At 34.6% G+C, this 25,726-nt stretch carries 31 protein-coding genes; 23 read left to right on the top strand and 8 right to left on the bottom strand.

Annotation, left to right across the window (positions count from 1 at the left end; all coding sequences use genetic code 11):
* Positions 1-15 precede the first annotated feature (15 nt).
* The 3 genes from Q0770_RS12770 to Q0770_RS12760 form a co-directional block, all read right to left on the bottom strand.
* The gene (locus Q0770_RS12770) at positions 16-411 is read right to left on the bottom strand and encodes a VOC family protein (RefSeq protein ID WP_299117613.1); all 396 of its coding nucleotides are present in this window, start codon (positions 409-411) and stop codon (positions 16-18) included.
* A gap of 45 nt (positions 412-456) precedes the next feature.
* Positions 457-849 carry an AraC family transcriptional regulator gene (locus tag Q0770_RS12765; protein WP_299117611.1) on the bottom strand — a complete coding sequence of 131 codons (393 nt, stop codon included), beginning with the start codon at positions 847-849 and terminating at the stop codon, positions 457-459.
* A gap of 169 nt (positions 850-1,018) precedes the next feature.
* Positions 1,019-1,543 (bottom strand): GNAT family N-acetyltransferase, encoded by a 525-nt coding sequence (locus tag Q0770_RS12760; RefSeq protein ID WP_299117609.1) that lies wholly within the window; start codon positions 1,541-1,543, stop codon positions 1,019-1,021.
* A gap of 259 nt (positions 1,544-1,802) precedes the next feature.
* Between Q0770_RS12760 and dnaG the strand changes: the two genes are divergently transcribed.
* On the top strand, positions 1,803-3,770 hold the full coding sequence (gene dnaG, locus Q0770_RS12755) for a DNA primase (RefSeq protein WP_299117607.1): 1,968 nt from the start codon (positions 1,803-1,805) through the stop codon (positions 3,768-3,770).
* Here the strand turns inward: dnaG and Q0770_RS12750 are convergent.
* Positions 3,767-4,396, bottom strand: coding sequence for a response regulator transcription factor (locus Q0770_RS12750; protein WP_299117606.1), 630 nt, complete (start codon positions 4,394-4,396; stop codon positions 3,767-3,769). The genes dnaG and Q0770_RS12750 overlap by 4 nt on opposite strands.
* Positions 4,397-4,539: 143 nt before the next feature.
* Positions 4,540-5,328 carry an NAD(+) synthase gene (gene nadE / locus Q0770_RS12745; protein WP_299117605.1) on the bottom strand — a complete coding sequence of 263 codons (789 nt, stop codon included), beginning with the start codon at positions 5,326-5,328 and terminating at the stop codon, positions 4,540-4,542.
* A gap of 82 nt (positions 5,329-5,410) precedes the next feature.
* Between nadE and gldB the strand changes: the two genes are divergently transcribed.
* Both gldB and gldC read left to right on the top strand, forming a co-directional pair.
* A complete protein-coding gene (gldB, locus tag Q0770_RS12740; RefSeq protein ID WP_299117603.1) occupies positions 5,411-6,379 on the top strand; it encodes a gliding motility lipoprotein GldB in 969 nt (322 codons plus the stop codon).
* A gap of 11 nt (positions 6,380-6,390) precedes the next feature.
* The gene (gldC, locus tag Q0770_RS12735) at positions 6,391-6,717 is read left to right on the top strand and encodes a gliding motility protein GldC (protein ID WP_299117601.1); all 327 of its coding nucleotides are present in this window, start codon (positions 6,391-6,393) and stop codon (positions 6,715-6,717) included.
* On the opposite strand, the gene Q0770_RS12730 is transcribed toward gldC, so the two are convergent.
* Positions 6,714-7,562, bottom strand: a complete 849-nt coding sequence (locus Q0770_RS12730; protein WP_299117600.1) for a hypothetical protein — start codon at positions 7,560-7,562, stop codon at positions 6,714-6,716. The two genes, gldC and Q0770_RS12730, sit on opposite strands and share 4 nt — an antisense overlap.
* A gap of 188 nt (positions 7,563-7,750) precedes the next feature.
* Between Q0770_RS12730 and Q0770_RS12725 the strand changes: the two genes are divergently transcribed.
* Positions 7,751-8,359, top strand: a complete 609-nt coding sequence (locus Q0770_RS12725) for a DUF4230 domain-containing protein (protein ID WP_299117599.1) — start codon at positions 7,751-7,753, stop codon at positions 8,357-8,359.
* Here the strand turns inward: Q0770_RS12725 and Q0770_RS12720 are convergent.
* Positions 8,351-8,659 (bottom strand): rhodanese-like domain-containing protein, encoded by a 309-nt coding sequence (locus Q0770_RS12720; protein ID WP_299117597.1) that lies wholly within the window; start codon positions 8,657-8,659, stop codon positions 8,351-8,353. The two genes, Q0770_RS12725 and Q0770_RS12720, sit on opposite strands and share 9 nt — an antisense overlap.
* A 2-nt stretch (positions 8,660-8,661) precedes the next feature.
* The gene (locus tag Q0770_RS12715; RefSeq protein WP_299117595.1) at positions 8,662-10,419 is read right to left on the bottom strand and encodes an aromatic amino acid hydroxylase; all 1,758 of its coding nucleotides are present in this window, start codon (positions 10,417-10,419) and stop codon (positions 8,662-8,664) included.
* 91 nt (positions 10,420-10,510) lie between these two features.
* Here Q0770_RS12715 and Q0770_RS12710 point away from each other — a divergent pair, with 91 nt between their 5' ends.
* From Q0770_RS12710 to Q0770_RS12620, 19 genes are all read left to right on the top strand, one after another.
* A complete protein-coding gene (locus Q0770_RS12710; RefSeq protein ID WP_299117593.1) occupies positions 10,511-11,080 on the top strand; it encodes a TetR/AcrR family transcriptional regulator in 570 nt (189 codons plus the stop codon).
* 70 nt (positions 11,081-11,150) lie between these two features.
* Positions 11,151-12,224 carry an FAD-binding oxidoreductase gene (locus Q0770_RS12705; RefSeq protein WP_299117817.1) on the top strand — a complete coding sequence of 358 codons (1,074 nt, stop codon included), beginning with the start codon at positions 11,151-11,153 and terminating at the stop codon, positions 12,222-12,224.
* 18 nt (positions 12,225-12,242) lie between these two features.
* Positions 12,243-12,677: a hypothetical protein gene (locus Q0770_RS12700; RefSeq protein ID WP_299117591.1), complete on the top strand. Its 435-nt coding sequence runs from the start codon at positions 12,243-12,245 to the stop codon at positions 12,675-12,677.
* A gap of 105 nt (positions 12,678-12,782) precedes the next feature.
* Entirely contained in the window at positions 12,783-13,739 is a 957-nt protein-coding gene (gene paaA, locus Q0770_RS12695; RefSeq protein WP_299117590.1) for a 1,2-phenylacetyl-CoA epoxidase subunit PaaA, read from the top strand.
* A gap of 12 nt (positions 13,740-13,751) precedes the next feature.
* Positions 13,752-14,039 carry a 1,2-phenylacetyl-CoA epoxidase subunit PaaB gene (paaB, locus tag Q0770_RS12690; RefSeq protein ID WP_185790154.1) on the top strand — a complete coding sequence of 96 codons (288 nt, stop codon included), beginning with the start codon at positions 13,752-13,754 and terminating at the stop codon, positions 14,037-14,039.
* A gap of 83 nt (positions 14,040-14,122) precedes the next feature.
* Positions 14,123-14,878, top strand: a complete 756-nt coding sequence (gene paaC, locus Q0770_RS12685; RefSeq protein WP_299117587.1) for a 1,2-phenylacetyl-CoA epoxidase subunit PaaC — start codon at positions 14,123-14,125, stop codon at positions 14,876-14,878.
* 1 nt (position 14,879) lies between these two features.
* Positions 14,880-15,380 (top strand): 1,2-phenylacetyl-CoA epoxidase subunit PaaD, encoded by a 501-nt coding sequence (gene paaD, locus Q0770_RS12680; protein ID WP_299117586.1) that lies wholly within the window; start codon positions 14,880-14,882, stop codon positions 15,378-15,380.
* Between the two features lie 82 nt (positions 15,381-15,462).
* Entirely contained in the window at positions 15,463-15,843 is a 381-nt protein-coding gene (locus Q0770_RS12675; RefSeq protein WP_299117585.1) for a VOC family protein, read from the top strand.
* A gap of 39 nt (positions 15,844-15,882) precedes the next feature.
* Positions 15,883-16,662, top strand: coding sequence for an enoyl-CoA hydratase-related protein (locus Q0770_RS12670; protein WP_299110940.1), 780 nt, complete (start codon positions 15,883-15,885; stop codon positions 16,660-16,662).
* Positions 16,663-17,598 carry a pyridoxal-phosphate dependent enzyme gene (locus Q0770_RS12665; protein ID WP_299117584.1) on the top strand — a complete coding sequence of 312 codons (936 nt, stop codon included), beginning with the start codon at positions 16,663-16,665 and terminating at the stop codon, positions 17,596-17,598.
* A gap of 9 nt (positions 17,599-17,607) precedes the next feature.
* Entirely contained in the window at positions 17,608-18,762 is a 1,155-nt protein-coding gene (locus tag Q0770_RS12660) for a 3-hydroxyacyl-CoA dehydrogenase NAD-binding domain-containing protein (protein WP_299117582.1), read from the top strand.
* Positions 18,762-19,166, top strand: coding sequence for a PaaI family thioesterase (locus tag Q0770_RS12655; RefSeq protein ID WP_299117580.1), 405 nt, complete (start codon positions 18,762-18,764; stop codon positions 19,164-19,166). Before Q0770_RS12660 ends, Q0770_RS12655 begins: the two co-directional genes overlap by 1 nt.
* Positions 19,163-19,720, top strand: coding sequence for a hypothetical protein (locus Q0770_RS12650; RefSeq protein ID WP_299117578.1), 558 nt, complete (start codon positions 19,163-19,165; stop codon positions 19,718-19,720). Before Q0770_RS12655 ends, Q0770_RS12650 begins: the two co-directional genes overlap by 4 nt.
* Position 19,721: 1 nt before the next feature.
* On the top strand, positions 19,722-20,930 hold the full coding sequence (pcaF, locus tag Q0770_RS12645) for a 3-oxoadipyl-CoA thiolase (protein ID WP_299117577.1): 1,209 nt from the start codon (positions 19,722-19,724) through the stop codon (positions 20,928-20,930).
* Complete coding sequence (locus Q0770_RS12640; RefSeq protein ID WP_299117576.1) at positions 20,931-21,533, top strand: short chain dehydrogenase; 603 nt, start codon at positions 20,931-20,933, stop codon at positions 21,531-21,533.
* A gap of 6 nt (positions 21,534-21,539) precedes the next feature.
* Positions 21,540-24,038: a phenylacetic acid degradation bifunctional protein PaaZ gene (gene paaZ / locus Q0770_RS12635; RefSeq protein ID WP_299117574.1), complete on the top strand. Its 2,499-nt coding sequence runs from the start codon at positions 21,540-21,542 to the stop codon at positions 24,036-24,038.
* A gap of 1 nt (position 24,039) precedes the next feature.
* Positions 24,040-24,792, top strand: a complete 753-nt coding sequence (locus tag Q0770_RS12630; protein WP_299117572.1) for an enoyl-CoA hydratase/isomerase family protein — start codon at positions 24,040-24,042, stop codon at positions 24,790-24,792.
* Entirely contained in the window at positions 24,792-25,130 is a 339-nt protein-coding gene (locus tag Q0770_RS12625) for a n-acetylglutamate synthase (RefSeq protein ID WP_299117569.1), read from the top strand. Before Q0770_RS12630 ends, Q0770_RS12625 begins: the two co-directional genes overlap by 1 nt.
* Complete coding sequence (locus tag Q0770_RS12620) at positions 25,127-25,726, top strand: transferase hexapeptide repeat family protein (RefSeq protein WP_299117566.1); 600 nt, start codon at positions 25,127-25,129, stop codon at positions 25,724-25,726. Before Q0770_RS12625 ends, Q0770_RS12620 begins: the two co-directional genes overlap by 4 nt.

Genomic DNA, 25,726 nt, shown 5'->3' with positions numbered 1-25,726 from the left:
TGTGTTTTTTTATTTTTATAGCATTTCAACAATTTGAATATTATTACCGCAAGTATCATTAAATACAGCAAACTTTGCAGTTCCCATTTCTGTAGGTTTTACACTAAATTCTACGCCAAGTTTTACTAGTCTATCATATTCTGCGTCAACATCGTCAACATCAAATTGTGTATAAGGAAATCCAGCTTCCATCAATGCATCTTGAAACACTTTGCAAGGTTCAAAATGGTTTGGTGCAGGTTCTAGTAAAAGTTCTGGGCCATCTTGCCATTCTGGAGATACTAAAGTCAACCATCTATTACCTCCACCAAGTGGAGCATCCTTCTTTTTTAAGAAACCTAACTTCTCAGTATAGAATTTTAATGCCTTTTCTTGATCTCGAACAGGAATGCTAATTAAGGTTACTTTCATTTTTTAATATTTTTAATTATAGCTTCGAAGTTCAGAACTTTAAATTTATCTCACTTCTTGAAAGTTGCTCTTTTTTTGAAAATCTATTGGTGATTTTCCAGTTCTAGTTTTAAATAAAGTGCTAAACGAACCTAAGCTTTCAAACCCAACCGCATAACACGTTTCTGTTACAGAGATTCCATTTGTCAGATGCTCTTTAGATTTGTCGATACGTTTATCAATTAAATATTGTCTTGGTGTTAGTCCGTAATATTTTTTGAATAATCGTAACATATGATACTTAGAAATAAACTTTATGTGTGATAAAAAATCTAAGTTTAAATCAAACTCATAATTATTATCAATATAATTCTTTATACCTATTACGGTTTGTATCTGTTTGTCGTTAGAAAAGCAGTTATTTTTTATATGCTTTATTTTTGTTTCGTAGAATGTCACTTATATACTTTGGTATTACCGCTAAATAAACAGGTAGACACAGGTTAAATTAAGCCAAGTATTAATACTATGTAGCTTACAAGATAATAAAATGTAATTAGTAGGTTGTTCGCCAGTAGTATTTTGATTGGCAATTTATTCAATTTCGTGTAAAATTTTATTCTGTCATCTATTTGGTATAATGTTTCTTGTAAATCATCATCATTTTATGATGATAGTATAAGTCATCAATTTTTAAAAAATTCTTTTGTAATCCAAATTCTTCAAAGCCAATCTTCTTATATAATTTCTCGGCATTTTTATTGATTGATATGACACCAATTTCTATTTGTTCAAGACCATTTATTTTGAATGCCTCATCTATTGTAGATGCTATAATATTTGAGCCTATGTTTCTGCCTTGATATTCTGGTTTTACGTAGACTTGAATTATTACGCCGCCGTGATTAATTTTTTTTCTTTCATGTCTTTTAAATCCTGAAATGCCTATTAAACTGTTGTTATGAAATGCTCCAATAACAAAACTATTCTTATCTGATTGTTCAATATATGGTTGGAAAAATAGTTTTTCTTTTGTTTTTTCGTCGTTGTAGTTTGTGGTGAAGTGTTTAGGATAATTTTCCAGACATTGTAAGCGTACCTCTCTATAAGAAGTTGATTCGTTTGGTAGAAGTTTTCGAATTAAAATTTCCATTTTAATAATTGATTACGACGTGGGTATTTATAATTAGTTGCATAGATTGTGAACAACTAGTTATAAGGTTACTGCTTGGCACCATATTCTGTTTCTTTACGGGATGAAGTTATCTTTAGTACGTTCTGTCAGTTAAATATAAAGTTATTATTTAAACTTAAAAAAATGAAGCATATTTGCTGGTAAGGATAACTTTTTAAGCATAAATTTTTTAAACCTAGACTTTGTCTTAAATTTACAATCTGTTTATATTTCAATCTTGATTTCACAAAATTCCATAGCACAAGTTTTTGAGACTGCCCGAGTTGAGGAGGTAATTGGCGATTTTGTACAACTCAAAAAATCAGGAAGTAACTTCAAAGGTTTAAGTCCTTTTAGTGAAGAACGTACACCAAGTTTTATGGTGTCTCCTGTAAAACAAATTTGGAAAGATTTCTCAACAGGCAAAGGTGGTAATGCGGTAACGTTTCTTATGGAACATGAACACTTTACTTACCCAGAAGCTATAAAGTATCTCGCTAAGAAATACAATATAGAGATTGAGGAAACCGAGCGTACAGATGAGGAAAAAGAAAAAGCCAATACACGCGAGAGTTTATATTTAGTGAGCGAGTATGCTAATGCCTATTTCCAGAAAATCATGCATAAAACCGATAAGGGCAAAGCCATTGGTTTAAGCTATTTTAAAGAACGAGGTTTTACAGATGAGACTATTAAGAAGTTTCAACTTGGTTACTCCTTAGATCAGTGGCAAGCCTTTACAGATGACGCATTAAAAAATGGTTATAAGATAGAATTCCTTGAAGGTACTGGACTAACCATTGTAAAATCAGAAAAACATTTTGATAGATTTAAAGGCCGAGTGATGTTTCCGATACACAGTATGAGTGGTCGTGTACTTGGTTTTGGTGGTCGTATTTTGGGTAATGATAAAAAAGCAGCGAAGTACCTCAATTCTCCAGAGAGTGAGATATATCATAAAAGTAAAGTCTTATACGGGCTTTATTTTGCAAAACAAACCATTGCTAAAGAGGATAATTGTTATCTGGTAGAAGGTTACACGGATGTGATTCAGTTTTATCAATGTGGTATTACTAATGTGGTGTCGTCTTCTGGTACGGCTTTAACACCAGAGCAAATTCGTTTAATAAAACGATTGACCAATAATATTACTGTGCTTTTTGATGGAGATGCAGCTGGTATGCGTGCTTCTATTCGTGGTATAGATTTAATTTTGGAACAAGGCATGAATGTCCGAGTTTGTACTTTCCCAGATGGCGAAGACCCAGATAGTTTTTCTAAAAACAATACACTTCAAGAGGTTACAGATTATCTCTCGGATAATTCTAAGGATTTTATACAGTTTAAGGCTTCATTATTGTTTGAAGATACTAAGAACGATCCTATTAAAAAGGCAGAGACCATTAGAGATATTGTAAATAGTATTGCAAAGATTCCGGATCAGATAAAAAAGGAAGTTTATATTCAAGAATGTGCTCGTATTATGGATATAAGCGAGTCAGTATTGTTTAGCACACTAGCTCAAATTAATAAAAAAGAATCTCAGGAAGCCAATAAAAAACACAAACAAGACCGCAAAGCTTTTGATGTTGTTAAAGCTGAGCCTAAACCCACTCGTAAGGTTGATATTCAGTATGAGTTAGAACGAAAAATTATAGAAATCTTATTAATTTACGGTAACAAAATCGAAAAATTTGAAGATTTAGTGCTTAAAGAAGATGATGTTTCTGGCGATTTAATCTTAGAACCCGTAGTTCATGAAGCCCGAGTTTTTGAAAAAATATACTTGGACTTACAAGAAGACGAAATGCAGTTTAGTGATGCTAATTTTAAAATGCTTTACTATTCAATTATAGACAGATTAAACCAAGAAAAAGATTTTTCTACCAAAACTTTTATGCAGGAACTTAAGCCAGAAATTGCACCAATGGTTACAGGCATTTTAATGGATGATGAAAAGTATGCCTTACATGATTGGGAGCGTAATAATATTATCCCAAAAGAAAAGGAACATACAATACCTCAATTGGTTAGTCAGACTATTTTGAGTTTACGTTGTTTCTTGATAGATCAAAAGGTCGCTGCTTTTAAAGATGAAACCCTAAAGGAAAACTCAGATAGTAAAACTATAATGGAAGATGTTAAAGACTATCTAGGCCTTAAAATGTTATTGTCAAGAAAATTAGGTAAAGTAGTTGGCGGTTAAGTCAAATCGTGATGCTTAGCTTGGTGAACCAAGTCTATAATATTATCTACATTAAGTTTTTTGAATAATCGCGCCTTATATGTGCTAACTGTTTTTTCGTTAATATCTAGCTCTGTAGCTATATGTTTATTCTTTTTACCAATAGATAATAGTTTAAGAACTTCTGTTTCACGAGTAGATAATCGCTTAAATAAACGCGCTCTACTTTTTGCGGTATCTGTATACCTATAATGCTTGTCCATTTTCTCACTTAGATAAACCTTTCCTTGGTTTATAGTGTCAACAGCTTCAACTATTTTTGCTGTATTTGCATTTTTAGATAGGTAACCGGATGCACCAGCTTTAAGTGTGCTAATGGCGTAGATTTCTTCTGGTTGATGACTAAACATTAGTATTTTAATGGTTTTGTGCTCTTTTTTAATAGCGCGTAAAGCCGTAATACCATTGAGTTCAGGTAAATCAATTTCAGAAATAATGATGTCTACATCGTTTTCTCTAATGAATTCAAAAATTTCAACGCCACTACCCAAGTCTCCAACAACTTGGTATTCAGGGTTTTTGTTTAGTGTTTGTTTTAGTCCTTCTCGAACAACAGGATGACTATCTACCAATAGTATCTTTGCCATAATCGGTGATTTTTAGTAATTACTAATTAAAAGTGTGCTCTTAAGGGGATTGTGTGTATTAACTAAACAAAAGTACAAAAACAGAAAGTCAAAACAATTGAAAATGTAAGTATTTTTTGAAAAAATTATGAATTTAACATTTTTTATATCAAATTTTTGGGAATTTCACAAATTGGTATTGGAATCATCTTGTGTTTGTTTGATCTATTGTAGCGCATAAAAATATCAAAAACTTCTTTTTGGCGTCCTTCAAAATCTTCAGAAGTTTTTCCTTCGTCTTTCATTTTCATAGCCCATTCCAATTCTGGGTAAGAAGCTCCTATTTGATCCTCGTCACTACGGGCATCTCCAAAAAGACCATCACTTGGTGCTGCTTTCATTATAGAATCAGGCACTTTGAGCACCTCGCCAATGGCATAAACTTCAGATTTTAATAAGTCTGCTATTGGGCTTAAGTCAACACCGCCATCACCATACTTAGTGTAAAACCCTACTCCAAAGTCTTCAACTTTATTTCCTGTACCAGCTACTAATAACCCTAATAGCCCTGCATGATAATATAATGTAGTCATGCGTAATCGGGCTCTTGTATTGGCAAGTGCCATATCTACTGTGGCTTGTTTTCCATCAAGGCTAACCTCGGTCTTAAATTCTTCAAAAACTGGAGTCAAGTCTACTCGAGTTTCGCTTACATTAGAAAATCGTTCTTTAAGTTGAGCAATATGCTCTTCTGCTCTAGATACATGACTAGCCGCTTGGTGAATAGGCATTTCTATACACAGAACATCTAGACCAGTTTTGGCGCAAAGTGTTGATGTTACAGCAGAATCTATTCCGCCAGAAATCCCAACAACAAAACCATTAACTTTAGCGTTTGTAGCATAATCTTTAAGCCAATTAACGATGTAATCTACAACTTTTTCTGTTTGCATAATTTTCGAATTTTTATAGTAAGAAGTGTACCTTTGCAAACAAAAATAACTTAAAGGATTTATCTTTAAAAATATTTCTGAAATGAAAGTAAAACATAATCATGTACTATTTAATCTACTGTTTCTTCTTTTTTGGACTTGCCAAAATGAGAATACTCTAGAGAGAGAAATAGCTAAAATAGATATAGATTTTACTGTAGAGAGATTTGATGAAGTGCTTTTAAATACTGATGCAGAAAAGTTGCCAAAGGTTAAAAAGACTTTTCCTTTTTTGTTTCCTGAAGATATAGCAGATTCTTCTTGGATTGAAAGAATTAATGGCGATTTACAACAGCAAATGTTTTCTGAAGGAAAGAATGTATTTGAGGATTTTAAAGTTCAGACTGAGGATATCAAACGTTTTTTTCAGCATATAAAATATTATGATAAAACTTTTAAATTACCTCGGGTAATTACTGTAGCTGATTATGTAGATTATAGAAATAAATTAGTGCTACAAGGTGATTTGCTGATTATAAATATGATGAATTACCTAGGCCAAGACCATGAGTTTTATCAAAATACACCTGTGTATTTTGCTGAGAGAATGAGGCCTGACCAAATCTTACCAGAAATAGCAGAAAAATATGCAAACCGTTATCAGTACCAATCCCAAAGAAAGACATTTCTTGACGAAATTATTTACCACGGAAAGTTGCTTTACTTTAAGGATATTATGATTCCTGAGTTTAATGATACAGATAAGATTGGGTATACTATTGGGGATATGAAATGGGCAAATGAAAACGAATCTCAGATATGGAGTTACTTTGTGGAAAAAGAATTGCTTTTTAGTACAAACCCTAAATTATTTACAAGATTTACGGTGCCTGCGCCTTTCTCAAAATTTTATTTAGAATTAGATAATGAATCTCCAGGGAGATTGGGGCAATATATTGGTTGGCAAATAGTTCGTGCTTATGCTAAGCAGACTGATGTTGATATTATCACGCTTATGCGAACAGACAGTGAAGAAATTTTTAAAAAATCAAAGTACAAACCTAAACGATAATTAATATAAAGATGAATTCTAAAATTGAATTAAATGTAGAGCTTGACGAAAACCGAGTGCCAGAGAAATTAAGTTGGTCCGCACAAGATGGAGGTATACAAAATGAAGAAGCTAAAGCGATGATGTTATCTGTTTGGGATGGTAATACTCAAGAAACATTGCGTATCGATTTATGGACAAAAGATATGCCAGTAGATGAAATGAAACAATTCTTTCATCAAACATTAGTTACGATGAGTGATACTTTTATGCGCGCTACTCAAGACGAGAAAATGACAGCAACTATGAAGGATTTTTGCGATTATTTTGCAGAAAAATTAGAGTTGAAAAAGAATTAATTTGCTTGAGGCTTTGCATCAAAGCCATAACTCTCAGTAGTGTAAAAAGGTATTGCATTAAAATATGGCGATTTTGTATTAATAAAATCTTTATCTAATTCTTTATGTTTTAAAAACATAGGACTATTATAAACTTCCCAAATTTTTAATATGTTAGATTGGCCTTTTAGGGTTTTTACATCCAATTGGTTTCTTTTTATCATACGATCTATCTCTTTTTTAGTTGCCATTTTTCTTATTGTTTTTGAATAGTGACCACTATTAACCTTACTATATACCCAGTAATTGTACTTACGTTTTCTTTCTTTTCTCTTTTTAACTGTTTTTTTGATAATAGGCCGCTTGTAATTAAGTAAATCGTTTATGCTTTTAGAATCAAAGTGTGTATCATCTTTTCTATCTTCTATTTCAATTTCATCGTACTTAGAATTATCTATACCAGCTACTTCTTTTTCGTTTTCTTCAACAATATCACTGGTATCATTGTCTCCTAATGATATTTCAGTTATATATGGGTCTAGTAAAGGTTCATTACGAAATAGTACAATAATTATACGCTTGTCAAGAAGAACGACCTCTATTACATACCTGCCAATATCTAAGTCATAAAGAGGTATTGTTATTTTTTTGTCTTTTACTTCTATAGTTTCATCATAGTCCTTATTAAAAAGATTAACCTTATAGATGGTTCGTTTTGCCTCAAGAATAAGACTGTCTTCTGCTTTGTTTAAGTAGTGCTTAAGTTCTTTTGCTCTAAAATTGACGTTTTGTATCAATGTAGATTTTTGACCATAAACCATGGTCGATAAGAATAGTAAAGGCAGTATAATTTTTAAATTAAACAAGAGGTTTTTTAATTATTAGCTCAATATTATATTACTTTCGTAAGAGCGCGTAAAATTAAATTCTTTTAATTTAAATGATGAACTTTTATGCTATATAGTATTGTTTTTCAGTTAATCTGCTTTAATTTATCGTTTAAATAAAAATTAACTGAAAAGTTATGCTTCTGACTAATTATTAAAATTTATGTATGAGAAAATTTTTATTTGGCGTATTACTAACCGTAACAATTTTGCTTGTTTATAGAGAATGTACGCATGAATCTACTGTGGTTATAAACAACTCATCAGATATACTTCAAGAGCAGCTTAAAAATGTAAGCAAACTTGTGGTTACTGAGGGGCATTTTTCTGAAGTGTTCAACTATGAAAACTCTAAAGAGATATTAGGAGATTATCTTACTGCTGAGAAAAAAGCTATAGTTGTTGTTAATGCTAAAGTGTCAATTGCTTATGATTTAAGTCAGCTAGAATATAATATTGATGAAGAAACAAAAACCCTTAAAATATTGTCAATACCAGAACACGAAATTTCAATAAATCCAGATTTAGAATATTATGATATTCAAGATGATTTTTTAAACCAATTTGAAGCTGAAGATTATAATAGTATTAAGGAAAGTGTAAATACATCTTTACAAACAAAAATTAATAAGTCTAATCTGGTATCTAATGCAAAAAATAGATTAGTTAGCGAACTTGCCAAGTTCTACATTCTTACAAATTCCTTAGGTTGGAAGTTAGAATATAATGGTGAGCAATTAGATGCAGAAGCTGATTTTGAAAAACTCCTACTTTAACGCAGCTTTCATTGTAGAAATGCCACCACCATTAATTGCATCTATGCCGTTTGAGTTTAATATTTGAGAAGCTTGGGTAGAACGAATACCGCTTTTACAATGCGCAATAACAGGCTTGTTTAAATCTTTCACTTCTTTTAATCTAGATTTTAATTCTGAAATAGGAATTAGGACAGCACCTTCAATGTGGTCAGCATCGTATTCTTTTTGTGTACGAACATCCAGAATTACAGCATCTTTTTCTAGATATTCTTTAATTTGATTTGACTTCTTTCCAAATAAAAAACTAAATAATCCCATGTTTAATGCATTTCGTTTATAATCTCTAACCCATCATCAATTAAGTGTGCAATGTTGGGTTGACTAATCTTTTGTTCGTTTAAGTATAGCTGAACTTTCACTTTCAAATCTAAAACATCAAATTTATCAGCCAGTTCTAAAAGTTCTAAACTTAAAAGCCAATCCTGTTTATGATTCGACTTTAATGCAGTGAAAACAGATTTTAAATCACCTTCAGAAATAGTATCCTTTTCTCTTGAATCTCTTACGTTTTGGTATAATGCTTTGAGCTGAATTTTTGTTTTATCTGTTTCAGGTTGAATTGTTGTGTTCTCTGAAACATGATATAAATTTTCAAATGAGTGGTAGTCTGCACTACCTGCATAAGCCGAAACAATTGAAGAACCTACAGCCAAATCAAAAGTGCCATCTTCAGGTGTAAATAGAATCTCGTTATTGTATTTTACGGTACAATCTTCAAACTGTATTAATATCAATTTTCCTTGTAGATTTCTAATGCCTGTAATATTTAAACCTTCAACAGTAATACCACTTTCGTACTCAAATGCTATACGTTTGTTGTCATAAAAGTTATAGGCTTTTAAGTCGCGAGGCCCCATATCTTCGATAGCAAGGTTAATCCCTTTTAATTTTCCAATAGGTGAGCTAAATCCCTTAGGATGCGTTTCTGTACCATGGCCAATCAATTCTTTTTCACGATTAGCTAAAGCTGTTGGTCCTTCGGTTTTAAAGAATACGACTTGATTATCTTCATCACGAATCATTTTTGTAAATACGCCAGAAATTTGTAATCCAGTATTCAACTCAATGGTGCCTACTTTTTTAGACTCTATTAATTTGCTCAAACCACGCCAACCACCTTTTCTGAGAGCCATGGTATTTGCAAACTCATCTAGGACTTGCATTAAATACGAGAAATCTGGTGTCACAAAAAGCTGAGGTTGCGGTTTTGTAATATCAAACTCAGTTTCTGCAGCTTTTATAGAGTATGGAATTTTTTTCACCTCTTCAGACAAGCACCATTTGCTTTCGCCTATTGAAGATAGTAGTCCGGCACCATAGAGTCTTGGTTTATCAGTATCACCAATTAATCCGTATTCAACAGTCCACCAATGTAAGTTTCGTATTTGTGCCATTTCGGATAGTGGTACTTTTTTATTTTGAAGTTTGTAGACTTCTGCTTCTGCATTATCAATATCTTCTTGCTTGGAAACTTTAGCTTCTTTTAATATAGAAAGCCTTCGCACAGCTTCGTACATATCATTATCATGCGACGATAAAATGGCTTTAGCGCCTATTTCTCCAAAACGTCTTAGGTATTCAGCATAGTCAGGATTGGCTATAATTGGTGCATGTCCTGCAGCTTCATGAATGATATCCGGAGCTGGTGTGTATTCTATATTTTCAAGCTGACGAATATCTGATGCAATCACTAAGACTTTATAAGCTTGAAACTCCATAAAAGCATTAGGTGGTATAAAACCATCTACTGCAACTGCAGCCCATCCTATTCCTTTTAGGATACGGTTCATGCCGTACATACTCGGAATTTTATCTTTAGAAATTCCTGTTAAATCTAGGCCTTTGAGATAAGATTCATGCGCAACTTTACCTAAGTACGAAATATTTTTTCGCATAACAAAACGCCATACAGCTTGGTTTATTGGCGAATAGCTATCGTAATTTTGAGGTTTGATAAATTGCTTTAAATGTGGAGGCAATCGATCAATTAAAGGGTTGGTTTCAAAATTCTTGTTCATGCGTATATTTGTACAAAACGTAAAATTATTGTTTTAGAGTCAAGTTTTAAAGTAATAACTTACCAAATAACACATTTATTCTCGATTGTTAATGCAAAAAGAAACCCGAAAAGAAGAAATACTTAGAGTAGCGGCTCGATTATTTAAAAACAAAGGGTATAGCGCGGTAACCATGCGCGATTTGGCTACAGAAATGGGTATAAAAGCTGCTAGTCTCTATAATCATATTTCATCTAAGCAAGCCATATTGCAAGATATTGTTTTAGCTATTGCTGAAGATTTTACAGCCGGAATGCATAAAATAATTGAAGACGATTCTAATAGTATTCAAAAGCTAGAGCAGATTATAGATTTACATGTGAAGATTGCTATTGAAAACACTGATGGTTTAGCAGCATTGAATTCTGATTGGATGCATCTTGAAAGTAAGCTAGATTATTATTTAAAACTCCGACAAGATTATGAGAATAATTATAGAAGTATCATCGAGTCTGGTATAGAAAATAAAGAAATTAAGGCAGTAAAACCAGATGTGCTAATGTTTTCAATGTTATCGACACTTCGGTCATTGTACTTATGGATACCAAAAAAAGGCAATGTGAATCCTGAAGAATTGTCTGCATCATTAGCTCAAATTCTTATTAAAGGAATTAACACCTAGTTAAGAATATTATTTATTAACTTTGTATCGTTAACTAACAGTTGTTAGTTTTATGTATTCAAATTTTAAAATGGTAGAATTTCATAAATTAAAAGTTGAGGATATTTACAAAGAAACCGAAGATACATCGGTCATCACTTTTAATGTTCCAACAGAATTGCATAACGAATTTGACTTTCAGCAAGGGCAACACCTTACATTAAAGGCTAATATCAAAGGTGAAGATTTAAGGAGGTCATACTCTTTATGTTCAAGTCCTATTGATAAAAAATGGCAAGTTGCCGTAAAGCAGATTCCAGGAGGTAAGTTTTCTACTTATGTAAACGAAGAGCTTAAGCAAGGTGAGATGCTAGAAGTTATGGCACCAAGTGGGGCTTTCGGAGTAGAAGTAAATTCAAAAGAAGCAAAAAATTATTTGTTCTTTGCAGCTGGTAGCGGAATTACTCCAGTTTTATCAATGATAAAAACACATTTGGCTTTAGAGCCAAATTCTACCTGTAAATTGTTCTACGTCAATAAGACAGCAAAATCTATTATCTTTAAGGAGGAACTAGAACAACTACGAAACACCTATTTTGGAAGATTAGAAATCTACTATTTCCTAACTAAAGAGCGTCGGGATATCGAATTGTTCAATGGGCGCTTTGATGATGAAAAAATGAAAGTACTCACGGGTACCTTCATAGATATACCAGATACAAACGAAGTGTTTTTATGTGGGCCTGAACAGATGGTAAAGTATGTGAGTCAATATCTAATTGATGCAGGATTGCCTAAAGAACTCGTGCATTACGAATTGTTTGTTACGGGACTTTCAGAAGAGGATATTAAACGTGCTGAGCGTTTAGCACAGCAAAATGTTGAGGGTACTGAAGTAACAATAGTCGATGGCGGAAAAGAATTCTTATTCACCATGACAAAAGAGTACGACAATATTTTGGATGCTGCCCTTGGTGCCGGAGCCGATTTGCCATTTGCTTGTAAAGGTGGTGTTTGTAGTACCTGTAAGTGCGAAGTAAAAGAGGGTTCAGTAGAAATGAAAATTAACTATGCTTTAGACGAAAAAGAAGTATCACAAAACTTGGTATTAAGTTGTCAAGCTGTGCCAACCTCAGATAAAGTAGTTGTAGACTTTGATGTGTAAAAAATATTATCAGTCATTATGCGAAAATGGATTTTTATAATATCAATTATAATTGCTGGGCAATTACATTGTTTTGCAAAGACAACAGATATTTATTTGACTAAAGAAATAGTATTCACTTGGGATAATGAAAAGTATCAAATTATTGAGAATGAAAATTTTGATAATATCAAAAGAAATATTGTAAAATATCAACCAATCATTATTAGCAATATTAGTAATATTGAAGAAATCGATGTTCAGGTTTGTGGTAGCGAATCTGTCAAAATTACTTCTGGGATAATGGCTTTTTTACTATTAGAAAAGCTTAAAAATATCCCTTGGTATAAGGTTTTTAATATGCAATTTGATACATTTATTTTGCCCTGTCGAATTCCGAGTGGTTTATTAGAGTACATTTCAAAAAACCCCAATGAAGTAACACGTAAATTGAATGCATATTATGAAGAATGAGTAATATCTCGTAGCATTTTAAGCATTTAAACTGATAAATAATATATAGAAAAAGAAAAATTAACTCGCTTGTGGCCAACAGCCAACAGCTAAAAGCTAAAGAAAATGAGTGAAGAACAAATTAGAAGTTTGGAGCGTGAATTTGATGCAAAAATTGCACGTGATGAAAAGATTGAGCCTAAAGACTGGATGCCGGAGAAGTATCGTAAAACGCACATTAGACAGATGTCTCAGCATGCCCACTCTGAAATCGTTGGTATGCTTCCTGAAGGTAACTGGATTACAAGAGCGCCTTCTCTGAGGAGAAAAGTAGCGCTGTTGGCAAAGGTTCAAGATGAGGCTGGTCATGGATTGTATTTGTACTCAGCAACAGAAACATTAGGTATTTCTCGTGAAGAAATGTATGAGCAATTGCATACAGGTAAAGCTAAATATTCGAGTATCTTCAATTACCCAACAATCACGTGGGCAGATATGGGAGCTATTGGTTGGCTAGTCGATGGTGCTGCCATTATTAATCAAGTGCCATTATGTAATACCTCTTATGGACCTTATGCTAGGGCAATGATTCGCGTTTGTAAGGAAGAAAGCTTTCACCAACGTCAAGGTTTCGAGATTATGATGAAATTAGCCAATGGAACACCAGAACAAAAAGAAATGGCACAAGATGCTTTAAATCGATGGTGGTGGCCAAGTCTAATGATGTTAGGCCCAACAGATGATGTATCTGTTCATACAGAGCAATCCATGAAATGGAAACTGAAGCGTAAGTCTAATGACGATTTACGTCAGCAATTTATTGACCAAACAGTTCCTCAAGCAGACTTAATTGGATTGACTGTTCCAGACCCAGATTTAAAATGGAATGAAGAACGTGGTAGTTATGATTTTGGTGAAATTGATTGGGATGAATTTTGGCAAGTGGTTAAAGGTCATGGACCAATGAATAAAGAAAGAATGAAAGCTAGAGTTGGTGCATGGGAACGTGGAGAATGGGTTCGTGATGCAGCAATGGCACATGCAGAGAAAAAACAAGCAAGAAAAGAAAAACAAGTAGTTTAAACGATATAAATTATGTCAGCTAAAAATTGGCCCTTATGGGAAATCTTCGTAAGAAGTAAAAACGGATTAGAACACAGGCATTGTGGTAGTTTGCACGCTGCAGATTCTGATATGGCACTAGAGAATGCACGAGATGTATATACAAGACGAAATGAAGGTGTGAGTATTTGGGTTGTAGAATCTAAACATATTACAGCATCAAATCCAGAAAACAATGGCGAGTTATTTGAGCCTGCTCAAGATAAAGTATATCGTCATCCTACATTTTATGATTTACCAGACGAAGTAAAACATATGTAATAAATCTTTGATTTGTCATTCTGAAGTGTCACACTGAGCTTGTCGAAGTGTTGTTTCAGAATCTTATCAAGAAATGAATTAACATGAAAAACGAAAACTTATATAATTGCATTCTCGGCATTGCAGACAACAGCCTAATTCTTGGGCAACGCATGGGAGAGCTATGTGGCCATGGACCAAGTCTAGAAACAGACATTGCATGTACCAATATTTCTTTAGATTTATTTGGTCAAGTTCGTAGCTATTTTCAATATGCGGCTAAGCTTGCTGGAGATGGCAGAACAGAGGATGATATTGCAATGCTTCGTAAAGAGCGTGAGTATAAGAATGTACTGTTAGTAGAACAGCCAAATACTGACTTTGCATATACCTTAGGAAGACAATTTTTATTCGATGTATATCATTTAATGTTTCTTTCAGAATTGCAAAAAAGTACAGATTTAACGCTTGCAGCAATAGCGAATAAATGTATCAAAGAAGTAAGTTATCACGAGCGTTTTTCTTCGGATTGGGTAAAACGGTTAGGCGATGGTACTGAAGAAAGTCATCAAAAAATGCAAAACGCAATTGACGATTTATGGACGTATACAGACGAATTATTCCATCAAACAGAAGCAGATAAAGCAATGGTAGAAGAAGGAATTGGTGTTGATGTAACTAAACTGAAAGATAATTATTATAAAAATGTAAAGTCGCTTTTAGACGAAGCTACACTTAAGGTACCAGAATCTAAATATTTTCAAAAAGGCGGAAAAGAAGGTGTCCATACAGAACATTTAGGGTATTTACTTAGCGATTTGCAATATATGCAACGTACCTATCCAAATATGGAATGGTAGAATGACAAGTATAGAACAAAATATAGAACATAGATTAATTTCAATACTGGAACAGGTTTCAGACCCTGAAATTCCAGTTTTGTCTATTATGGATATGGGTGTTGTGCGTTCTGCAATTATTGAGGAGGGTGTTGTTAAAGTTGAAATTACGCCAACTTATAGCGGCTGTCCTGCAATGGATGTTATAGGTGATGATATAAAAAAAGCACTAAAAGATGCAGGCTACAAATCTGAAATTGATTTGATTTTGCATCCAGCTTGGACAACCGATTGGATTACACCAAGAGGACGTAAGGCATTAGAAGATTATGGTATAGCAGCGCCGTTGGAAGCCGATGCAGACAAAGATGCGCTGTTCAATGGAAAGCGAATTGTTAAGTGCACCAATTGCAGTTCGCAAAACACTAGACTAGTAAGCCAGTTTGGTTCCACGGCATGTAAAGCACAATTTCAGTGTGATGATTGCCAGGAACCTTTTGATTACTTCAAATGTTTGAAATAACAACTTGTTGTCGTCCTGAGTATATTTCAGGATTTCATCAAGAAAAAATAGTATTAAAAAAGAATTTAAGTCCAATTAAGGTATGAGCGACAAAAAATCTTTAATGTTAGGGTTACGAACTACCATTTATATGGTAAGCGATATTGTAGAAGGCACAGAATGGTATTCGAAAGCTTTTAATACCGAACCTTATTTTAATGAGCCTTTTTATGTAGGTTTTAATATTGGTGGATACGAATTAGGTTTGCAATCCGAAGAAAGAGATATCGATTCAAAAACGGAAAATGTATTTTCTTATTGGGGCGTTAACGATATGCAGGAAGTCTATCAACATTTAATAAATTTAGGTGCTACAGAGCACGAAGCACCTAATAATGTTGGCGATGATATTATGGTGGCTAGTCTATACGATCCATGGAAAAATATAATAGGAATAATTTACAATCCACATTTTAAACTTTAGTTTTCACGAAGGTGAGACTCTCATAAAAGACAATAGAGCATGAGTTCAATAGAACTAAAAATAGAAAATAAAGTAGCGCGTATTACTCTAAATCGGCCAGAAGTATTTAATAGCTTTAATCGTGAAATGGCTTTAAGTCTTCAAAATATTTTAGACGACTGCGAAGCAAATCCAGAAGTTAGAGCCATTGTGCTTACAGGAAATGGAAAAGCATTTTGTGCAGGTCAAGATCTAAAAGAAGTAACGGATCCAGAATTAAATCCTGGGTTTAAAAAGATTTTAGAAGAACACTATAATCCAATCATTACAAGATTACGCGCAATAAAGAAGCCAATCATTGGAGCTGTAAATGGGGTCGCAGCAGGCGCAGGAGCAAACATAGCTTTAGCATGTGATATTGTTGTTGCTCATGAGAAGGTAAGCTTTATTCAAGCGTTTAGTTTAATTGGTTTGGTGCCAGATAGTGCAGGAACCTTCTTTTTGCCAAGATTAATTGGTTTTCAAAAAGCTCAAGCCTTAGCAATGCTAGGTGATAAGATTTCCGCGGAAGAGGCAGAAAAAATGGGAATGATTTACAAGTCTGTATCGTTAGATGACTTTGAAGACACTATTAATCAACTAGCCAATAAGCTTGCTAATATGCCGACAAAAGCATTAGGCTTTATTAAGGAATTGTTTAATAAATCCATGACCAATACCTTAGAAGACCAATTGGCTTTAGAATCTAAATTGCAAATTGAAGCAGCGAGCAGTAATGATTATGCAGAAGGTGTTGCGGCATTTATAGAAAAGCGTAAACCGAATTTCAAAGGAAATTAATTGGATAAACAAACTCTCATAGAAGTCCATAACAGAATAAAACCATTTATTCATAAGACGCCAGTATTAAGCTCCAACTTGATAAATGAAATGGTTGGTGCAGATGTTGTATTTAAATGTGAGAATTTTCAAAAAATGGGAGCTTTTAAAATGAGAGGCGCAGCCAATGCTATTTTATCACTGTCGGATGACGAAAGGCAACGAGGTGTGGTAACACATTCTTCAGGAAATTTTGCTCAGGCAGTGTCATTAGCGGCACAAAAACTAGAAGTAAAAGCATATATCGTAATGCCGGAAAATGCACCTCAAGTCAAAAAAGATGGCGTAAAGACTTACCAAGGTGAGATTATAGAATGCGAATCTACACCTCAGGCTAGAGAAGCAACGGCGAATAAAATAAAGGAGGAAAAAGGAGCGTCTTTTTTACATCCATCAAATCAAGATGAGGTAATTTATGGCAATAGTACAGCTGCTATGGAGTTACTAGAGGAATATCCAGAATTAGATGTAATTTTAACTCCAGTTGGTGGTGGTGGATTGATTGCAGGTACAGCTTTGGCAGCACATTATTTTTCTGATAATTGTAAAATCATAGGTGGCGAGCCGATGGAAGCAGACGATGCATATCGTTCTTTAATTTCTGGTAAAATAGAAAAGAATGATAGTTTTCATACGGTTGCTGATGGCTTAAGAACACATTTGGGAGACCGCAATTTTCCGATTATTCAAAAGCATGTCGATAAGATTATCCGTGTTGAAGAAGATGAAATTGTAAACGCCATGCAGCTTATTTGGGAACGCATGAAGATAATTATTGAACCTTCGTGCGCTGTGCCTTTTGCTGCCGTATTGAAGAATAAAGAAGAATTTAAAAATAAAAACGTCGGTATCATTTTATCTGGCGGAAATGTAGATGTCAAAAATCTACCATTTTAATATAAAACTATGAACGTAGGAATTATAGGTTCTGGAACCATGGGAAGTGGCATTGCACAAGTTGCTGCAACTGCTGGTTGTCAAGTAAAGTTATACGACACTAATCAAGCTGCTTTGGATAAAGCTAAAGCGGTATTAGAAAAAGTACTAAGTCGTCTTATTGAAAAAGGTCGAATTGATGCAGACGAAAAAGAGAGGATTCAATCAAATATCTCTTATGTAGATAGTCTGAAAGATTTATCAGATGCTAACTTAACGATTGAAGCCATTATTGAAAACCTAGATATTAAAAAGAAAGTCTTTTCAGAATTGGAAGGCTATGTGGCAGACGATTGTATTATCGCCTCCAATACGTCAAGTTTATCTATAGCGTCAATAGCTGCATCATTGCAAAACCCAGAACGCTGCGTTGGAATTCACTTTTTCAATCCAGCACCTTTAATGAAATTGGTAGAGGTGATTCCTGCTATTCAAACATCTGAGGTTGTACTTCAGAAGTCAATTGAAACCATTTCTGATTGGAAAAAAGTAGTAGCAGTAGCAAAAGACACACCTGGTTTTATAGTCAATAGAGTAGCCAGACCTTTTTATGGTGAAGCATTAAGAATCTATGAAGAAGGTATTGCAGATTTTGCAACCATTGATTGGAGTTTAAAAACCATTGGAGGATTCAGAATGGGACCATTTGAATTAATGGATTTCATTGGCAACGATGTTAATTATACGGTGACTGAAACTGTGTTTACGGCATTTTATTTCGACCCAAGATATAAACCAGCATTTACACAAAAGCGATTTTCTGAAGCGGGTTATTTAGGGCGTAAATCGGGTAGAGGCTATTACGATTATTCTGAAGGTGCGACTAAACCAAGCCCAATAGAAGATAAAGGTTTAGCAGAAAAAATATGTAATCGTGTTTTAGTTATGCTAATTAACGAAGCAGCAGATGCATTGTTTTTAAATATAGCATCTGCTGAAGATATTGATAATGCCATGACCAAAGGTGTTAATTATCCGAAAGGTTTATTGGCTTGGGCCGACGAGATAGGCATCGATAAATGTGTGACTGCATTAGATAGATTGTATGATGAATACCACGAAGATCGATACCGTTGCAGTCTACTATTACGTAAAATGAATAGAGAACATAAAACATTCTTTTAATGCAAGGCGATAAAATTCCATATAAGATGCTATCACTAGACCCATTTAGCACCTGGATGGGGATTGAAATATTGGAATGTGAAGTTGGACGCTGTAAGGTGGGTATGAAAGTGAGAGGTGATATGCTAAATAGTATGGGTAAAGCACATGGTGGCATTAGCTATACCTTGGCAGATACAGCCTTTGGGTTTACGGCAAATACGCATGGTAAATATGCAGTGTCTATTGAGACCAGTATTAACCACATTGAAGCCCTTGAAGAAGGTGATTATTTAGTTGCAGATTGCACTATTGAAAAAGTAAATAACAAACTAGGTTTTAATATTATAGAAGTTAAACGAGAAGACGAATTAGTAGCACTTTTTAAAGGAGTGGTTTACAGGACTCAAAAAGATTGGACATGAAAAAAATCATTTTTGCATTATTAATATTCAACTTGACTTTTGCGCAAGAAAAATCAGGAAAAATTTCAAGAAGGATTCAACTTCAGGAGAGTTTTTCGATTCCAGGCTTCAAAGTACCAAGTAAAGTTTTGGTTTATTCTGGAGGAAATTTTGATTTAGCAACTAATTACAATAACCTTTTCAAGAAAATTGAAAAGAGAGCAAATAAGCCTAAGGATGATTTTAAATATTTATATAATGTAAAGGCAGATTTTCCAAAAAATTTAAAATCTTTTGATGAATTAGACATAAAGTTCAATAATGAAAAATATGATGCAATTTGTATACTTTTATTAGGTGAAGTGCAAATGTCAGAACCAGACAAAACTTCTGATGGAATTCATATGTATTATTCTAAAAGTCCGGAATACTATTATGATTTTTATGTACTAATGGTGGAGGCCAATACACATAAAATACTTTTAAAAAGAAAATATAATGTAAGGAGTATGGACCTTTTTAATAAAGATAGTAAAGAATTAGCCAAAGCAATAAGTAAAATTTTTACAGATTAGAATGAAACAAGCATATATAGTTGACGGTATTAGAACACCAATAGGAAATTATAAAGGAACCTTATCTGCTGTCCGCACAGATGATTTGGGAGCAATAGTTATTGAAGAAATCGTGAAACGAAATCCAAGCATTCCTAAAGAAGCTTATGATGATGTCATTATGGGTTGCGCTAACCAAGCAGGCGAAGACAATCGTAATGTCGCACGGATGTCCTCACTATTAGCGGGATTACCATTTACGGTTCCGGGCGAAACAGTCAACAGATTATGTAGCTCTGGTTTATCTGCAATCATTCATGCTAATCGTGCGATTAAAGCAGGTGATGGAGACCTTTTTATTTCCGGAGGAGTTGAGAATATGACACGTGGTCCTTATGTGATGGCAAAACCATCAAGTGCATTTGGTGGAGACTCTAAAATGTATGATTCAACCTTTGGTTGGAGGTTCATCAATCCGAAAATGCACAAACTATATGGAACTGATGGTATGGGAATGACTGCAGAAAACTTGGTTGAGAAGTATAATATTTCGAGAGAAGATCAAGATAAGTTTGCCTATTGGAGTCAGATGAAGGCCTCTAAAGCTCAAGAAAATGGGAGACTAGCCAAAGAAATAGTAACAGTTGAAATTCCGCAACGTAAAAAAGACCCAATTCAATTTTCAAAAGACGAATTTGTAAAACCAAGCACATCCCTTGAAGTATTAGGAAAATTAAGAGCAGCCTTTAAAAAAGAGGGTGGAAGTGTTACTGCTGGAAATGCATCAGGATTAAATGACGGTGCAGCTGCAACCATTATTGCTTCAGAAGATGCAGTTAAAAAATATGATTTAAAACCCTTAGCGAGAATTGTTAGTTCAGCAGTGGTTGGTGTAGAACCAAGAATTATGGGAATAGGTCCTGTCCAAGCATCTAATAAAGCTTTAGAAAAGGCAGGTTTAACTATGGAGGATATGGATATTATTGAACTTAACGAAGCATTCGCAGCTCAAGCATTGGCATGTACAAGAGCTTGGGGATTAGCAGATGATGACCCAAGATTAAACCCAAATGGAGGTTCAATTGCCATTGGCCACCCATTAGGAGTAACAGGAGCAAGAATAGCCTATTCAGCAGCTTTAGAATTACATGAGCAAAATAAAAAGTATGCTTTAATCACCATGTGCATTGGTGTAGGCCAAGGTTATGCAGCAATAATAGAACGTGTATAGATGAAGATTTTAGTTATAGGAGGAAACGGAACTATCGGAAAAAAAGTCAGTGAACGATTGACTCAAAAACATGAGGTGCTCATCGCTGGACGAAATTCTGGAGATGTGACTGTTGATTTTTCAGATTCAAGTTCTATTAAATCAATGTTTGAATCCGTTGGTAAACTAGATGCTATTGTTGCCATTGCTGGTGACGCGAAATGGGATAAGTTTGATAATTTGTCTGAAGACGATTTTTATATAGGTATAAAAAGTAAAATGATGGGTCAGGTTAATGTGGTTAGAATAGGAAAAGACTATCTAAATTCTGGAGGCTCAATAACATTGTCTACCGGAATATTAGCTGATGATCCAGTAGATATGACAACAAGTGCTGCTATGGTAAATGGTGCAATCAATAGTTTTGTAAAAGCCGTGGCTTTAGAGTTGGAAGATGGAAAGCGTATCAATGTCGTTTGCTCTGATTTGGTAGAGGACTCTTTTGAAAAATATAAGGACTATTTCCCTGGGAATACACCAGTACCAATGCACAAAATTGTAGATGGTTATGTGAAATCCATCGAAGGGAAAATTACAGGAAGAATTTTAAGAATAATGGCTTAAGTTATTATGGAAAAAATACAACATTACGTTCAAGGGAGTTGGACAACAGGAAAAGAAGAAGGGATACCAATTTTGGATGCCATTACTGGTGAAGCATTTACGAGTGTAGCCATTGAAGGTTTAGATATTCCTGAAATTCTTAACTACGGAAGAACAAAAGGAGGAGAGCAACTTCGTAAGATGACCTTTCAAGAGCGAGGGAACATGCTTAAGAAATTAGCATTATATCTTACAAAAAGAAAGGATGCGTTTTATGAATTGAGTTATAGAACTGGTGCTACCAAAGTAGATAGTTGGATAGATATCGAAGGTGGTTTCGGTAACCTATTTGCTAACGCTTCATTAAGAAAACTATTTCCCAATCAACCCTTTCATGTAGAAGGTGATGCCATTGATTTATCACGCGGTGGACGCTTTATGGCACATCATATTATGGTGCCTAAGAAAGGTGTAGCTGTGCATATTAATGCGTTTAACTTCCCGGTTTGGGGTATGTTAGAAAAATGTGCCGTGAATTGGATGGCTGGCATGCCTGCTGTGGTATTACCAGCGCCTTCGTCATCATATTTAGCAGAAGCTGTTGCAAGAACAATTATCGACTCAGGTATTTTACCAGAAGGAGCGCTTCAAATTATAAACGGAACGGTTAGAACAATATTAGACACTGTAGAATCTCAAGATGTGGTTACATTTACGGGCTCTGCTCAAACGGGTCGTTTATTAAAAGCGCATCCAAGATTGATACAAGAATCTGTGCCATTTACCATGGAAGCAGATTCCTTAAATGCTTCTATTTTAGGAGAAGATGCAGTTCCAGAAACGCCAGAATTCGATTTATTTATAAAAGAAGTTCGTAAAGAAATGACTGTAAAAGCTGGACAAAAATGTACAGCAATCCGGCGAATTATTGTACCAGAGAGTTTGGTAGAAGACGTTCAAATAGCTTTAGGCAAAGCATTAGATAAAGTTACGATTGGAGATCCAAGATTAAAAGAAGTGAGAATGGGTTCTTTAGTAAGCCATCAACAAGTTCAAGCGGTTAAAGACTCGGTAAACGATTTAGCAAAAGAGGCACAAATCGTCTATGGTGATTTAGATAAAATTGAAACCATAGGTGCAGATGCGAAAAAAGGCGCATTTATAAGTCCAATTCTATTACGTGCAGACCATCCATTCCAAAACACAGTCATTCACAAACGAGAGGCTTTTGGTCCTGTAAGTACAATCATGCCTTACAAGAGTTTAGATGAAGCAGTGAAACTAGCACAAATGGGTAAAGGATCTTTAGTATCTTCTATTGCGACGTTTGATGATAAAATTGCAAGAGATTATGTAGTCAATGCAGCTAGTCATCATGGTAGAATTTTAGTCATGAATCGCGAAATGGCTAAAGAAAGTACAGGTCACGGTTCACCATTACCATATTTAGTTCATGGAGGTCCAGGACGTGCAGGCGGAGGCGAAGAAATGGGAGGTATGCGAGGTATAAAGCACTATTTGCAACGTACCGCGATTCAAGGGTCGCCAACAACGATTACTGAGATTACAGGAATATATCAGCAAAAAGCAAAATATAAAGAGGCAGAACAGCATCCGTTTAAGTACCATTGGGAAGATATTCAACCCGGTATGTCTATGAAAACGCATAAACGTACCATTACAGATTCAGATATTATAAGCTTTGCTAACGTGACTTGGGACCATTTCTATGCGCATACAGATATCACATCTTTGGACGGAAGTATTTTTGAAAAGCGGACAGCTCATGGGTATTTTATAATATCTGCAGCAGCAGGTTTATTTGTGTATCCAAATAAAGGACCCGTATCAGCAAACTATGGATTGGAAGAATGTCGATTTTTACGTCCATTATATCACAACGATACGATTTATGTACGTTTAACTTGTAAGCAGAAAATAGATAGAGACGTCGCTTCAGCAGAACATCCAAGTGGTATCGTAAAATGGTTTGCAGAGATTTTTGATGCTGAAGATGAACTAGTGGCTTTAGCAACGGTGCTAACAATGGTTCAGAAAAAGCAAGAAGTTTTTGTTGAAATGACTGACGACAAGATTGATGAGTGTTTATCAAAACTTTCAGAAGATACAAAACCAAAATGGGGAATCATGACACCTCAGCATATGTTAGAACATTTAGAGTATACCTATAAAATTGCTGCTGGGGAAATTCAGGATTTTGAAATTTCAACCCCTGAAAAGATTTTAGAAAAAGTAAAAAACAGCCTTTGGAATTATAATAAGTTTCCTCAGAATTCACAATTTCCATTGTTAGAAAAGGATACACTTGATGACTTAAAGCATGCTGATTTTGCTACTGCCGTTGAAAGTTTCAAAGCGCAACGTGAAGCTTATTTAGAATATTTTAAAGCAAATCCAGATGCTACATTAAGTAATATGGTATTTGGAGAGTTAAATAAATATGAGTGGTATTTAATGGAACGTAAGCACTTGAACCACCATTTTGAACAATTTGGATTAATATAATATGACACAACCATACGTAAAACAAACTATAGAAAACGAAGTAGGATACATAGAATTCTTTCATCCTGCACACAACTCCTTGCCAGGCAATGTATTAGCGGAATTAGCTCAAACCATAAAAGATGCTGGAACTAATGACGCTATAAAAGTAATCGTTCTTAAAAGTGGAAAAGACAGAACGTTTTGCGCTGGAGCAAGCTTTAAAGAATTAATAAACATTAATGACGAAGCTACAGGAAAAGTTTTCTTTTCTGGCTTTGCAAATGTAATAAACGCCATGCGTAAATGTCCAAAATTTATTATTGGGCGCATACAAGGAAAGACCGTTGGCGGAGGTGTTGGTTTAGCTGCATCAACCGATTATTGTATGGCATCAAAATATGCGGCTATCAAGTTAAGTGAGTTGAATATTGGTATTGGACCATTTGTTGTCGGACCAGCTATTGAGCGTAAAATAGGCTTAAGCGGAATGTCGCAAATCGCAATCGATGCCAATTCATTTTATCCGGCAGAATGGGCAAAGCAAAAAGGTTTGTTTACGCATGTTTATGAGACTAATGAAGAGCTAGATGAAGCAGTTAAAGCAACAGCAGAACATTTATGCACATACAATACTGAAGCCATGCGTGAGATGAAAAAAGTCTTTTGGCAAGGCACAGACCATTGGGATGACTTATTAGCAGAACGTGCTGCAACTAGCGGTAGATTAGTATTATCTGATTTTACAAAAGAGAAATTGAAAGGGTTTAAATAATGTTTAGCTATAACAATAAAAAATTTAAAGCTACAGAAAACACTATTAATGGGGAAACCTCAGAAGAGACCATATTTCATTATAAACAAGAAGGAAATATATTAACATCGGTATATTCTGGTGGTAAAATTGTTGAAGGACACCTTATAGGACTAGTTTCATCTAATGGTGCTATAGATATGAGATATCATCAGGTTAATGATAAAGGAGTTTTAATGACAGGAAGATGTAAATCTGTTCCTGAGATTTTAGCTAATGGAAAAATTAGACTACATGAAGAATGGGAATGGACTTCTGGAGATAAAAGTAAGGGGCGTTCAATAATAGAAGAGTTATGATTTACGAATTTCAAGGCTATATACCAGTAGTTCACGAAAGTAGTTTTGTGCATCCTTTGGCAGCTGTGACTGGAAATGTGATTATAGGCAAAAACTGTTATATAGGTCCAGGTGCTGCCATTCGTGGAGATTGGGGACAAATTATTTTAGAAGATGGTGTTAATGTTCAAGAGAATTGTACGGTTCATATGTTTCCTGGGAAATCTATCGTATTAAAAGAAAGTGCGCATGTAGGTCACGGCGCTATAATTCATGGCGCTAATTTGGGTAGAAACTGCTTGATAGGCATGAATACCGTTATTATGGACGACGCCGATATTGGTGATGAATCCATCGTAGGAGCCATGGCATTTGTAAAAGCGGAAACAATAATCCCAAAACGAAGTTTGGTTGTTGGTAACCCTGCTAAAATAATTAAGGAAGTTACAGACGATATGATTGCATGGAAAACAAAAGGCACAGAGCTTTATCAACAATTGCCGGCAGATTGTCATGAATCATTACGAGAAGTAGAACCACTTAGAGAAGTGCCAGAAAACAGAAAGCTTCAAGATGATGTCTATAAAACACTTCGAGAGACTTTTAAAAAGAAGTGA

The sequence above is a fragment of the uncultured Winogradskyella sp. genome (genome assembly GCF_947501905.1).
Lineage (GTDB): Bacteria > Bacteroidota > Bacteroidia > Flavobacteriales > Flavobacteriaceae > Winogradskyella.
Note: the sequence above shows the minus strand (reverse complement) of the source record. Positions and strands in the feature narration are given on the sequence as shown.